Annotated in this window: 11 protein-coding genes; 7 read left to right on the top strand and 4 right to left on the bottom strand. The window is 61.6% G+C overall.

Annotation, left to right across the window (positions count from 1 at the left end; genetic code table 11):
- Nucleotides 1-9 precede the first annotated feature (9 nt).
- On the bottom strand, nucleotides 10-1,470 hold the full coding sequence (locus JK213_RS03955; RefSeq protein WP_194261110.1) for a SidA/IucD/PvdA family monooxygenase: 1,461 nt from the start codon (nucleotides 1,468-1,470) through the stop codon (nucleotides 10-12).
- 174 nt (nucleotides 1,471-1,644) lie between these two features.
- Here JK213_RS03955 and JK213_RS03950 point away from each other — a divergent pair, with 174 nt between their 5' ends.
- The 3 genes from JK213_RS03950 to JK213_RS03940 all read left to right on the top strand — a co-directional run bounded on the left by JK213_RS03950 (nucleotide 1,645) and on the right by JK213_RS03940 (nucleotide 5,750).
- Nucleotides 1,645-2,568, top strand: coding sequence for a LysR family transcriptional regulator (locus JK213_RS03950; protein WP_194261109.1), 924 nt, complete (start codon nucleotides 1,645-1,647; stop codon nucleotides 2,566-2,568).
- Between the two features lie 193 nt (nucleotides 2,569-2,761).
- On the top strand, nucleotides 2,762-5,119 hold the full coding sequence (locus JK213_RS03945) for a TonB-dependent receptor (protein WP_194261108.1): 2,358 nt from the start codon (nucleotides 2,762-2,764) through the stop codon (nucleotides 5,117-5,119).
- 100 nt (nucleotides 5,120-5,219) lie between these two features.
- A complete protein-coding gene (locus JK213_RS03940; protein ID WP_228125291.1) occupies nucleotides 5,220-5,750 on the top strand; it encodes a cupin domain-containing protein in 531 nt (176 codons plus the stop codon).
- Between the two features lie 30 nt (nucleotides 5,751-5,780).
- Here the strand turns inward: JK213_RS03940 and JK213_RS03935 are convergent, their stop codons facing one another.
- Nucleotides 5,781-7,877: a protein-disulfide reductase DsbD gene (locus JK213_RS03935; RefSeq protein WP_228125290.1), complete on the bottom strand. Its 2,097-nt coding sequence runs from the start codon at nucleotides 7,875-7,877 to the stop codon at nucleotides 5,781-5,783.
- A gap of 126 nt (nucleotides 7,878-8,003) precedes the next feature.
- Complete coding sequence (locus JK213_RS03930; RefSeq protein WP_228125289.1) at nucleotides 8,004-9,101, bottom strand: SDR family oxidoreductase; 1,098 nt, start codon at nucleotides 9,099-9,101, stop codon at nucleotides 8,004-8,006.
- A gap of 109 nt (nucleotides 9,102-9,210) precedes the next feature.
- On the opposite strand from JK213_RS03930, the gene JK213_RS03925 reads away from it, so the two are divergent.
- From JK213_RS03925 to JK213_RS03910, 4 genes are all read left to right on the top strand, one after another.
- Nucleotides 9,211-9,600 carry a helix-turn-helix domain-containing protein gene (locus JK213_RS03925; RefSeq protein ID WP_194261107.1) on the top strand — a complete coding sequence of 130 codons (390 nt, stop codon included), beginning with the start codon at nucleotides 9,211-9,213 and terminating at the stop codon, nucleotides 9,598-9,600.
- A 138-nt stretch (nucleotides 9,601-9,738) separates the two neighbouring features.
- The gene (locus JK213_RS03920; RefSeq protein WP_194261106.1) at nucleotides 9,739-12,147 is read left to right on the top strand and encodes a mechanosensitive ion channel family protein; all 2,409 of its coding nucleotides are present in this window, start codon (nucleotides 9,739-9,741) and stop codon (nucleotides 12,145-12,147) included.
- A 221-nt stretch (nucleotides 12,148-12,368) separates the two neighbouring features.
- Entirely contained in the window at nucleotides 12,369-12,677 is a 309-nt protein-coding gene (locus JK213_RS03915) for a hypothetical protein (protein WP_194261105.1), read from the top strand.
- Nucleotides 12,678-12,692: 15 nt separating this feature from the next.
- Complete coding sequence (locus tag JK213_RS03910) at nucleotides 12,693-12,926, top strand: hypothetical protein (RefSeq protein WP_194261104.1); 234 nt, start codon at nucleotides 12,693-12,695, stop codon at nucleotides 12,924-12,926.
- Nucleotides 12,927-12,968: 42 nt separating this feature from the next.
- Here the strand turns inward: JK213_RS03910 and JK213_RS03905 are convergent, their stop codons facing one another.
- Nucleotides 12,969-13,601, bottom strand: coding sequence for a hypothetical protein (locus tag JK213_RS03905; protein ID WP_194261103.1), 633 nt, complete (start codon nucleotides 13,599-13,601; stop codon nucleotides 12,969-12,971).
- Nucleotides 13,602-13,638: the final 37 nt, after the last annotated feature.

Here is a 13,638-nt window from a genome sequence, read left to right as displayed (position 1 = left end):
TCTCCCTTCTCAAAGAACCGGCGGATCGAGGCTGACGAGTTCTTCCGTATCATAGGCCAGAAGGCTCGCCAGATGCCTGTCCCCGTCCTCGACGAACAGATCGCGCGCAATGCCCCGCGCCAGTTTCTCCACGCCAAAACGCATCCCGCTGATGGACGCACCAGAAAGCCCCATGCTCGGCATAGCCCCGAACGTGAAATTGTAAATTGCCGCCAGCATCGGCGCCTTCGGATCAGCCTTGTCTTTCGGCAGGAACTGGAACCGCGCACCCAGATAGGGATGGCTCCCCAGAAGTGCACTGTCTTCCCCGGCAGGGGGCATGAAATGATCGCGCCACAGCAGAACAGACGACGCAAAATCCCGCGTTTCCGGACGCTGCGACAGGTCGATCGTGAACCCCGTCCCGATAATCAGGAAATCGAAGCGCATCTCGCCCTGCGGCGTCGTCACCACGATCTCGTCGCCATCCATCCGCGTCGCCGTCCAGGGCGTTCCGGGATGGAAGGCAAAATTCTCATGACGGCGGCAGCGCCAGAACGTGTCCTGCGGCGGCGGCTGGTTCAGGCTGTAGATCTGCCGCATGAAGCGCCAGCGCGTCAGGTCCGGCAGTTCCGAGAAATGCGCGAGAAAGCCCGCATTTTCCATCCAGCGATACGGATTGATGGCCGGGATTTTCGCCCGACGCAGGCACAAATCCACCCGGCCCGCACCTTTTTCCAACGCCGTCGCCGCATTGTCGAACGCGGAGGCCCCGGCCCCCAGAACACCGATCCGCTTGCCCTTCAGGGCCTCGAAATCAATGTCTTCATGCGTATGGGCATAAACGGATTTCGGCAGCGTCTCGGAAATGAAGGAGGGCACATGCCATGTCCCGCCGCCATCAATGCCCGTTGCCAGAACCATCCGCCGTGCCAGACGCACCGTTTCCTGACCGGCCGCATTGCGGAATGTCAGCCGCAGCAGTCCATCGTCCCAGCCAACATGTACCAGTTCCTGATCGTTCACGACCGGGATGTCGAGCGTCTGCCGCACCCAGTCCAGATAGGCCTGCCAGTCATGACGGGAAATCTTGTCCAGATCTTCCCAAGCCTGCGCGCCGTAACGCGCCTCGAACCAGGATTGCGGCGTGAGGCTCGGGATTCCCAGATCAGGCCCCGTGACATGCCGGGGCGTGCGCAGCGTGATCATGCGCGCAAACGTCACCCACGGACCTTCGCCACCTTTTACTGCTTTTTCAAAGACCTGCACATTGGTCACACCCTGCCGGCGCAGACCGAAGCACGACGTAATGCCCCCCTGCCCCGCGCCGATGATCGCCACATCCAGAACCGCTTCACCGTCACGATCCTGCGTCAGGCTCCAGTTTCCCGTCGCATAACGGATTTTCGCCAGATCCTCCCGCACACGCTCCGAAAGCGCAGCCAAAGCCTCCAGAACCGGAGCATCGACGGGAGAAACGGTGGATGTCATGTGGTCAAACCCCAAAGAACCGGTACGGACAGGGCAGTCTCCGGAGGGCGCCGGAGTGTCTTTCCGCATCAAAAACGACAGGTCACCTGTCGGGCGGGATAGTTTCACACCGCCTCAAGGTCGTATACTCCATAAAAACGCTCCTCCCGTTCGCAAAAAGAGAGCAGTTCTTCCATGCCTGTCTTCTCACGCTTCCTGCGCTACTTCCTCGCCGTCGCCCAGCACGGTTCCATCCGCCGCGCCTCCGAACATCTGCGCATCGCCGCCTCCGCCATCGACCGACAGATCCTTCAGGGCGAGGAATCCCTCGGCACCCCCCTGTTCGAGCGCCTGCCCACCGGCCTGCGCCTGACCGCCACGGGCGAACTGCTTTATGCGCACGGCAAGCAGTGGTCGCGGGACCTGACCAATATGTGCGTCCAGATCGAAGACATGCGCGGCCTGCGCCGTGGACAGGTGGATATCGCCGTCCCCGACGCCCTGACCCGCGGCTTCCTGCCCCGCCTGCTCCGCGCCATGCGTACGACCCATCCCGGCATCACCATCTGCACCCATGTCCTCGACAACAGCCGCATCCAGAACACCCTGATCGACGGTTCTGTCGATCTCGCTCTGCTGCTGAACCCGACCCATGCCCGCGGTCTTCTGGTCCGCGCGCACAAGGACTTTCCACTCGGCTTCGTCTGCCTGCCGAACCATCCCGTCGCCGAACGCAAAAGCGCCCGTTTCAGTCTGGCGATGAATTATCCCATGATTATGCCCGAGCCCCCGCTTGCCCTGCACCGCCAGATCGACATTCTTCAGATCGACAGCAATCTCAACATTCACGCCGCTGCCTCCTCCGACAATATCCAGATGATCAAGTCTCTGGTTCGCGAGGGCATCGGCCTCGGAATCCTCAGCGCGCTCGACGTCATGGAAGAGGTCACACGCAGCGAACTGGCTTTCATTCCAATTTCCAACCACGACCTCGCCCCTCTGACGCTCGCCCTGTGCGTGGACCACTCCCGGCAGCTGTCCGGCGCCGCCCGACTGGTGATTTCCGAACTCGAAAAAGAGTTCCTCTCCCCCACTACACAGCCCCTCCCCGCGACCTGATTTCCCGCCCCGAAAAACTGCGTCATACAGGAGACACGGACTGTCACATTTTTGCACCACCCTAAAAACGGCAATGCCCCGGCCTTCATTTTATCTTTGATGGAGATAGGCCATCCGTTTTACATCCACGTTTCGAATAAATACCGTTTCCAAAGTGCACCTTTTGGTGCGACAGACGCAGGAGCCCGGCAGCATGAAAGACAACCATCAGTCCCGCGGCTCCGGATCACGCTCCGGCTCACTGGGCTACAGACGTCAGCTTCTCGCCGTCACCTGTCTCGCCGGCAGCGTGCTCGCCGCTTTCGCAACGCCAGCCCGCGCCGCACAGCCAGCGAAACACCACACCCCCCGCCATCAGACCTCCAGCCGCAATGCTCCGAAAGCGGCCCGGACACCCTCACGCGCAGCCGCTGCACCGCGCGCACCCCATGCGCTTGATGCGTCTGCTGCCGAAACGGTCTCCGTCACGTCCTCGCGCCGCGCGCTGAACGGCGGCGGCGGCATGATGCGCGTCGAAACCGCTCCCCATGCGGTACAGACCGTCACCAAGGAATTCATCGACATGCGCGCGCCGACCAGCACGGCGCTCGACCTGATCCAGAACCTGCCAAGCCTCAACGTTACGACGCCGGATTCGTCGGGCATGCAAGGCGGGCAGATCCAGTCCCGCGGCCTGACGGATCTCGATATGGGCCTTCTGGTGGACGGCGCTCCGGCAGCGGCAGCGAAATATCTGAGCGAGAACGTCGACTCCGAAAACGTCGAGAGTGTCAGCGTCACGCCCGGCTCTTCAGCCACGGATCTTCCAGTCATGTCCGCCGCCGGTGGCGTCATGAATGAGGAAACACGCACCCCGTCGCAAAAACGCGGCGGCCTGATCGACTTTTCCTACGGCACCAACAACCTGTCACGCGAGTTCCTCCGTCTGGAATCCGGCGAAATCGGTCATAGCGGCGTGCGCGGCTATTTCTCGTTCTCCAACACCCATGCCCGCTCTTGGATGGGTGCTGGCACCAACCAGCGCAAACACATCGATTTCGGCCTCCAAAAAGACTGGCATAACGGCTCCAACGCCAAGTTCTTCCTGTCCTGGAACTCCGCCGACTTCGTCATCGACAACTACCCCACCTCCGACCAGTTCTTCCGCTACAAACACACTGGACAGGGCTATGGCCGAACGGATGACCGCAAGAGCAACAACTACTGGGGCAACAACAACGATCACTGGAACCAGATTTTCATCTCGGCCCCGGTTCATATCGTTCTCCCCTCGCACCTGTCGTTCGACATCCATCCCTATTTCAGCTTCGGGCAGGGCTGGGACGCCTCTCCGGGCGGCACGACGACCGATGCCGCAGGTGTAACACGCGGCCTGACGAACTACTTCCTGCAGAACGAATACCGTTCGGTCGGAACGATCACGAAACTCAACTGGGAAATCGACCGGCACAACACGTTCTCGGTCGGCTACTGGTATGAAAACACCCAGACGATCCAGTCCTATCCCAGCAGCTACCAGATGGCGGACGGCAACGCGCCAAGCCCCAACTGGGCCGCGTACCAGATTTCCGCTGGCGACAAACAGACGGCCGGTTACGAAATCCAGTCCCTGTTCGTGCATGACACCGCCAAGTATTTCAACGATCACCTGACGGTGGACGCCGGGTTCAAGTTCGTCATGACGAACATCTGGAACAAGGACTATTATGGCCGTCAGGAAGCCAACCGCACGGCCCCGCTGCCGCAGCTTTCAATCGGCTACCGCATCAACAACCACCATCAGGTCTACCTGAACGTGGAAGGCGACTACCGCCAGCCCAGCGCGGTCGATCTCGGCTGGCTCTACACCAGCGTCGCCATCCCCAAGAACCAGTATTCCATCAAGGAAGAACTCGGCTACCGCTACCACGACGATTACATCGTCGCCGATGTCGCGTTCTTCAACTACAACCTCACCAACCGCATCGTGGACCAGTATGTCGGCATGAACAGCTACAAGCCGTTCAATATCGGCAGCCAGCAGATGCGCGGCTTTGACGTCATGATCGCCGGACGCCCGATCCACGGCTTCAGCCCTTACGCCTCCGTCGAATATCTGCATGCCTCACAGGACAGCAACGTCTTCGATCCGTATCTGAACACGATGCTGCATTCCAAAGGCACGCAAGCCGTCATGGCCCCGCATGTCATCGCGAATTTCGGCCTGACCTACACCTATAAAGGCTTCTTCGCGAACGGCACCGTCCACTATACCGGCCCGCAATCCGTCAGTATCGCCGGCGACCAGCGCATTCCGGGCTACGTCACCGACACGCTCTCGATGGGCTATCACTTCAAGCCCTTCATGTTCGCGCAGTCCCCGACCTTCCGCCTGAACTTCACCAACCTCACCGGCTCGATCGTCCGCACCGGCGCCATGGGCGCGGTCTATAGCGCCAAGGACCCGAGCACCGTCCATAGCGGCAATCTGGCGCCCTATACCGGCTACGGAAACTCTTTCATGGTCTCCCCACGCTTTTCCATGACCGGAACAATCTCCACCGCGTTCTGACCGGAAGGGACGAGGCACGCGCCTCGTCCCAAAACCACGTCTCCTCCGCTGCGTTCCCGCAACACGCCCCCACATCCCTGTGGAACGGAGGAGACCCCCAATGCCCTTCGGCATGATTTCCAGAAAACAGTCCGCCAGCTCAGCCCTGCTTTTCGGCACAGCGCTCGCATTATTCTCGGCAGCACAGGCTGCCCCGATCCCGACCGAACCCGCGCAGGACAACTCCGGCGTTACGATCATTCAGGGTTCAGACGCCGTGGCATGGCAGCCCGCGCCCGCCATGTTCCCGCACGGAACGAAAATCGCCATCCTGACCGGCGACACCACAAAACCCGGCCCCTTCACCCTGCGCGTCATGATGCCCGCCGGATCGTTCATCCCGCCCCACACCCATAATCTGGACGAAATGCTGACGGTCATCAGCGGCAACATCCAGCATTACGTGGGGCAGAACATCGACACAACGCAGCAGCGCGCGCTCGGCCCGGGCGGCTTCGTCCACCTGCCGGTCAACGTCCCACACGCCATCAAGGCCGGACGTCAGGGCGCCGTGCTGCAGGTTTCGGGAACGGGCCCGTTCAGCATGGCCTACGTCAATCCGCAGGACGACCCGCGCAATACGGGCCGTTGAATCGTTCCAGACGGCCCGAATATCGCAACGTTATTTCCCGATCGTCGAGAGCACGATGCCCGGCGTCAGGATCTGCGGTAGCACGACGCCATCCTGATGCGGTGCATAATAGATATAGAACGGCACACCATCACGCCCATGCGCCTTGAGGAACGCGCCGATCGCCGCATTGCGGTTCGTCCAATCGCCCTTGAGGAACACGATCTTGTGGTCCCGGAAAGCCTGCTGAACGGATGGCACATCCAGCGCCACACGCTCATTGACCATGCAGGTGATGCACCATGACGCCGTCATGTCGATGAACACCGGCTTGCCCTGCGCCCGAAGCTCGGCCAGACGCGCTTCCGAAAACGGCTCGATCCCGGAGTCCGATGCGCCCACAACCACAGGAACAGGCGCGGCCCGCAGCCCCTGCGCCAGCGCGGCTCCACACACCACCACACACAGCACAGCCACGATCCGGCAGAACGCCACCGTCCCACGGCCGCCTTCCAGCATGGACCGACGCTGTCCGACACCATAGATCCAGCCCGCAAACCCCAGAAGCACAACGCCCCCGGCGGTCAGCGCCACAAACGTCACGCCCCGCTGGATTGCCGCCACCCAGAGCAGCCACACACAGGTTGCAAACAGCGGAAACGCCAGAACCTGCTTGAGAATACCCATCCAGGCCCCCGGCTTCGGCATCCGCGACGCCACCCCCGGAACCCCGGCCACAAGAATATACGGAAACGCCAGCCCGAGCCCCATCGACAGGAACACCAGAACCCCCATCACCGGCGGCCCACCCAGTGCGCCTGCAATGGCAACCCCCATGAACGGTGCCGTGCAGGGCGTCGCCACAATGACCGCCAGCAGACCCGTCATCATGTCCCCACTCCGGCCACCCCCGGTCTGAACCTGCCCCAGACGCCCGGCGCTGACTTCAAACACACCGAGCAGGTTCAGCCCCATCAGGAACAGCAGCCAGCACACGCCGACCACAAATCCCGGCGACTGGAACTGAAAGCCCCAACCCGCCGCAGACCCGGCCAGACGCAGCCCGATCATGACAATGCCCAGCGCCGCGAACGCTCCGGTCACACCCAGCGTATAGAACAGCGCGCTCTGAAGCTGCGCCCCCCGTCCGGCACCGCCCATTTTCGCCAGAGACAGCGCCTTCATCGCCAGAACCGGAAACACGCAGGGCATCAGGTTCAGGATCAGCCCGCCCACAAAAGCAAACAGCAGAACCCGCAGCCAACCAGCCCCGGTTGGCACATCCGAAGCCGGTGCCGCATCCGCCTGCACAGGAGCCGCAGCAGACGCCCCACCGACCGGGCGCGCCTCGATCTGCAACGGGCTTTCCTGCCCTGCCGCATCCTTGAGCACGACCACGCCCACAAGCGGCTTGTCCCGATGCGCGGATTTCAGGAATTTCAATCCAAGCGTCAACTGGCCGTCCGAAACATGCAGCTTCTGTTCCGCCACCTGATCGATCACGCCCCCATCCTGCGGCAGGAACCACGCCTGCGACACGGATGCCGCAGACAGCCCCTTGCCTGAGAGCGTCAACACACCATCGCCCGACACGCTGGCCGCAAACGGCGATGCCACCGGCGTGGCAGCCTCAGCCTTGCGGAACAGATCCGCCTGCGCGCCGCCTTCCGGCACATCGGCCGTGGAAGCCGGAAGCGTCAGCGTGAAATCACCGCTCTCGGGAATGCAGACCTGCGCGCAGACAAGCCATTCCGCATGAGCATGAAGCGTCGTCCCACCGGAACCTTTGAGAACCAGATCCTCCGGCAGCGTCACCTCATTGATATAAGCGTAGGACATGAGGCCGCCCTCGCTGATCCGCACGGGCACTGGCCAGTGGATCGGGCCGCCCTTGCCCGTCGCCCCGCCATCAGCCGTCACATCCAGCGTCGGCGTGTCTCCGGCATCACCCGGATTAATCCAGTAGGTGTGCCAGCCCGGCTTGAGCTGAAGCCGCAGCCCAACCCGAAGATGCTGGTCCGGCCCAACCGCATCGCGATCCGTGACCAATGTCGCGGTGTCGTTCGCGGACGCAACCGGCGCACTTTCCGCCGCCCGTGCGGACACGGAACCCAGACCCAGAACCCCTGCCAAGAGCAGGGCCGACATGCTGAACATTCGATGCAAGACAGGCTCATTCCACGTTTTTAGAAAACAGCCCTCACCATATCACTGACTGAAACGAAAAGCAGGACCCTTCCGGTCGTGAAACCGGAAGGCCCTGCAAACCCCGTGTTACGGGATCAACTTCTCAGCCCGCAGCCGCGTGAACAGATCGGTGAAAGAGTCCGGCGTGTACTGATATCCCGCAAACCCCGCGAGGCGGCTTTTGCTGATATCCGTCACACATTCGACCGGCCGCCCCAGATCGGCATCCGTATGCCAGGCCGAAGCCAGCCGTTCGATCCGGCTTTCCGCAAGTCCGTATTTCTTGGCAATCCGTTCCCAGAGTTCCGCATCCCCCGCAAGCGTCTCTTCAAGGGATGTCGCATGGCCGGGATATGGTGCCGCCTCGATTCCGAACCATTCCGCCAGACGCGGCCAGAGCCATTTCCAGCGAAACACATCTCCGTTCACGATATTGAACGCTTGATTACGCCCCCCCGCCTCGGTCGAAGCCCAGAAAAGCTGCCGCGCCAGTTGCCGCGCATCGGTCAGATCCGTCAGGGCATTCCACTGCACGGGAGATCCCGGAAACACGAAAGGCCGTCCGGTCTCGCGGCAGATCGTCGCATAAACCGCCAGCGTGCTCCCCATGTTCATCGCATTGCCAACCGCATAGCCGATCACGGTATGCGGACGATGCACACTCCACGAAAACCCGTGTTGGGCGGCGGCTTCATAAAGCGCGTCTTCCTGATCGTAATAGAAATTCGGCAGATCTAGCCGGGGCGCCTCTTCGCGGAACGGCGTCACCGGCGGCTCGCCGGACGCATAGGATTCAAACGGACCAAGATAATGCTTCATTCCCGTCGTCAGCGCCGCATGAACCAGAAGCCCCGGCTCCGGCAAAGCGGCGAACACATTGCGGATCATCGCGGAATTGACGCGGCAGTTCTCTTCCTCCGTCTCCTGACGCAGCCAGGAGCAGAAAAACACATGGCTCGGCCGCAGATCCCGCAGCGCACGGGTCAGCGTCGGCAGATCCAGCAGATCGGCCTCAACCGGCAGCACGCCCGCCATGTCATGACGCGGCCTGCGCGCCAGACCATGCACGGTCCAGCCTTCGGCCACGAGACGCGCCGCAATATTCTGGCCAACAATACCGGTCGCCCCGACGACCAGCGCGGTCCGGGCTGAAGCTCCCGCAGAGGCAGGAACAGAAGATGTCATGGGATTTTTCCTTTGCAGAAAACAGGGTCTGCTCCACATCTGGAAGACGATCCGCATTTCCACCAGACGGCACCTTTTCGTGCCCTGGTGACCAGAAGGTTCCCACTTCATGACCCCGCCGCTGCCCGAACACTACCGTCAGGCGCCCTTCGCCGAAGACTGCGCGCCCCGCCGGATCCTGAGGCTTTTCAGCGGAAAATGGACCACCATGATCCTGCACACGCTGCATCTTCTGGGCGGCACGGCCCGTCCCGGAAAGCTCCAGCGCAGCATCCCCGGCCTGTCGAAAAAAATGATGACCCAGACCCTGCGCGAGCTCGAAACGCAGGGCCTCATCCGCCGAAACGTCCGGCAGATCATGCCACCCCATGTCGATTACAGCCTGACGGATCTAGGGCAGACCTTCGTGGAACCGGTGGAGCTTCTCTACCACTGGGCCATCAGAAACGCCGAGGCTCTCGACCGGCTGATGCCTGACGATAGACCCCTTTCCGAATAAAACACCCACAGGAAGAGGGGTAGGACAGAGCCACCCCCCTGTGCCATGTTTGCACATAACAACCGCCCTCGGCGGACCACCCGGCGCGGATATCAGACCGCAGCCCAGAACGCGTAACATCAAGGACCCAACAGACCGATGCCGTCGATCCCCCGTCCCGATCCGTCCGCCACACCCCGCCCGCGAACCGGACGTGCCGTCCTCGGCCTCTTCCTCTTTCTGCTCCTCGGTTTTCTGGCGCCCGCCCTTCCGGCAAAAGCCGCCGACAGCACCCATCCCCTCAGCCAGCAGGAAGCCCAGCAGCTCCTCAACGTCCTGAACAACCCCAAGGAACGGGACGCCTTCACCCACACCCTCGACCTGATGGCCCGCGGCCTTCCGGTCGCCGCCTCAACTCCAGCCGCAGCCCCCGCAAAAGCCGCACCCGCCAAAACCGTCGCCGATGTGCCGCCCGACATCCATACCGGCCTGAGCAGCATCCGCCTTCAGGCCCTCGGCTATCTGCATAATTTCCTCGATCTGTTCAGCGACCTCGGAATCGTTGGCCGATGGGCCCACACAACCCTTGCCTCCCCCGATACCCGCAGCACGATCCTGCATGCCTTCGCAGGCGGCATCGTGGTCATGCTCTGCGGCGTGGCTCTGGAGCGGATCGTCGCCCTGAGCCTGCACAAACCGCTGGTCCAGCTCACGCAGAACGCCGAAAACCGCGAACAGCGCAACACCGTCGCGAACGAAGACGCCGCAGCGCATGATCCCATCGTTGATGGCTCCAGCGAAACCCGCGCCGCCGACCAGCGGCGTCAGGTCGAAACCCTGCGCTTCCTGTCCCGCGTCCCCTACGCGCTCGGACATTTCGCCCTGAAAGCGATTCCGGTCCTCGTTTTTCTGGCCGTCGCTTATCTGGCCGTTCTGGTCCTGCCCTGGAGCACCAAGACCGACAACGTCATCATGACGCTCGCCAACTGCTACGCCGCCGCCCGGATTCTCTATCTTTTCGTCGAAACCGGATTCGCGCCCCGCTCCCCCACAATCCGCCTCCTGCCCGCCACGGACGCAACCGCTTTCCTGCTGACCCGCTGGTGGAACGTGCTGGTCGCAGCCCCCGCGATCGTCTTCTGCCTGTCCACACTGGGCAGCCAGTTCAATCTCTCGCCGCGCGGCACGGATGCGATGATCCGCGGCATCATTCTGATCGAACACATCCTGATCGCCGTCTTCATCTGGCGCGTCCGACACCTCGTCAGCAGCGCGCTTCAGCCGCGCGCTGTCCCCAACACCGCGATGTGGACCTTCATCGTCGCCATCACGCGCCTGTGGTGGGTCCCGGCCATGTTCCTCGACGCCTCCCTCTGGATCGTCTGGGCCGCCCATCTTCCGGGGGGCTATCGCTGGATTCTCGACACCACCGGCATCACGATCGGCATTCTCGTCGCATCCCGTCTGATCGCCGTGCTCGCCTACGGCCTCCAGGACCGCTTCTTCCGCATCAACCCCGTCCTGACCGAACGCTTCCCCGACATCCAGAAACGCGCCGACCGCTACTACCCCTTCGCCCGGCGTATCCTGACTGGCGCCATTCTCTTCCTGACCCTGATCGCCATGACCGAAGCCTGGGGACTGCCCACGTTCGGCTTCTTCATCAAAAACGCCGTCGGCCGCCATTTACTCGACGCCGTCCTGACCATGCTGGTCGCGCTGAGCATCGCGGTCACGATCTGGGAAATCATCAACGCCTTCCTCAGCCAGCAGCTCACACGATTCGAGAGTTCGGACCAGTTCGCCCGCGCCACCCGCCTGCGCACGGTGCTGCCCATTATCCGCACCGTCCTGCTGGCCATCATCATCATCATAGTCGCCGTCACAACGCTCTCGCAGATCGGCATCAACGTCACTCCGCTGCTCACCGGCGCAGGCATCATGGGTGCGGCCATCGCTTTCGGTTCGCAAAGTCTGGTCAAGGACTTCATCACGGGCTTCTTCATGCTCGTCGAAGACGCCATTCAGGTCGGTGACTGGGTCACGACCGGCGGTGTTTCGGGAACGGTGGAAAACCTCTCGATCCGCACCGTGAAGGTCCGCGACATCAACGGGGACCTTCACATCATCCCGTTCTCGTCCGTCTCCTCGATCGCCAACACGGCCCGCGGTTACAATCAGGTCATCGTCAAGCAGCAGCTCGACCTGTCCGAAGACCTGCCGCGCGTGACAGCCATCATGACGAAAACCCTCAAGGAGATGCGCGACGATGCGGTCTTCGGCCCCATGATCCTGTCGGACTATAACGATCTGGGCGTGGACAACAGCGACAGCGGCGGCGCCACCCTCCTCGGCAGCTTCCGCACGGCACCAATGATGAAATGGAAGGTCAAACGCGAGTTCTACCGCCGCATCACCAACCAGCTCGCCGCCGCCAGCATCAAATTCTACACCGGCACGTCCTACTTCACGACGCCGCCCGGCAACGCCATGCGCATCACCACGGATGCCCCGCTGCCCATCCCGGCCAACGACGCCCCCGGAAACAACGCCCCCGGTCAGGCCTGACCCCCCAACCGGCTCCTCTCAGGAGCCGGTTTTTTATTGCCGGGAAGCCTAACCCTTAATCATTTAAATAAAGTCTTGCATTGTCGTGCGGACAGGCTCATTCTGCCCACACATTATCGAGAACCTTCCTCCCGGTTCCCCGCAGACGATTTCCCGGCCCGATCTTCCCGTGGCCCCGCATCGCCCGCCGATCGGCGAGGATCATGCCAAGGAATTCAGCGATGTCTCTTGTCCTGGTCTCACCAGAGCCGTCAGCCCCCGATCAAACCACCGCCACGGCCACCACCGAAACACCGATGGCCCGCCCTGATCCCGCCGCTCTCGCCGAAAAGAACCGTCAGGAAGAGCAGGTTCTAAAAAAGCGTTTCATCGGCATGGTCCTCGGCCTCGTCTTCGCCCATGTCTATGTCGCGCTCGCGCTGGCCTATTCCTACATGGACAACCTCAACCACCTGCACACCTGCTGGCTGCCACTGTTCGGCGCCTTCATCTGCGGGATGATCTTCGTCTTCCACGTTTCGATCTCGTAAGCCGGAGAGACCCGCATGTCCCGCACAGTCCGCCACGCCTGGCTCCAGCCTTTCCTGTCCACGACATTGTGGACCCTCGTCCTGATCGACATCGCCGTCATGACAGTTCTGGAAAATCAGGATTTCTTCAAGGATTACGCCGGCTGGGCCTGGCCGTCCGTCCTCATCACCGGAATCATCGGCTACTTCATCGGCCCCGCAATCGACCGCATGTTCACCAAAAAATCCCCGAGCCCGAACAACAATTAAGAGACACTCCCGGACTGCCTGCCTCTGAATATAAAGAGGTCGTCAGTCCGATGTCGTCCGACTGAAATACACGGCTTTCATGCCTGAACGATCAAACAGAACGTACAGGTCCCCATCCGTCTCAAAACCGTCAACACCTACGGGATGACGTAACTGACTGTAGCGCCAGTCGAGGGTGACCAGCCCATTCTTACCGGATGTACGATAGGACGGCGCCCCGAAGGCATGAACTAGTGCCTCGATCGTCGCCCCGAAACCAACGTTGCCCGCAAAGCTCACAGACTGCTGCGCCTCTAAAGTCGAAGCTGGCCCGATCCGTTCGATCGTCACTGACCCAATCGAGTCACCGCCATCTATCTCACCACTTCGCGGACAGATCCGCACAAGGGCCGAAACCGTATTAACGTCCCGGCAACTCCACGACAGTGAAGCCGCCGCATCTCCGACGCGATTGATCACCCCGATGAGATGCAGCCTCTGAAGGTCGCTGAGTCGCGTGGTTTCCAGAACAATATCGACATTCCCCACCCGAACATGAGGCGGCAAAGCCTCATGCAGCGTGACCGGCACGTTATCCGGAATAGACGGCTCCCACGGCCGGGCGATGTCGTTCTGCGCATACGCAGCCGTCGCCACCATCATACCGGCAAAAATAGCCCATAAAGCCACACGCATCACAGCACTCCGCATAAACCGAGCGCACACTCTTACG

It is taken from the genome of Gluconobacter sp. Dm-44 (genome assembly GCF_018256175.1).
In the GTDB taxonomy this organism is placed as follows: domain Bacteria; phylum Pseudomonadota; class Alphaproteobacteria; order Acetobacterales; family Acetobacteraceae; genus Gluconobacter; species Gluconobacter cadivus.
The sequence above is the reverse complement of the archived record's forward strand: the minus strand, read 5'-3'. Positions and strand labels throughout refer to the sequence as shown.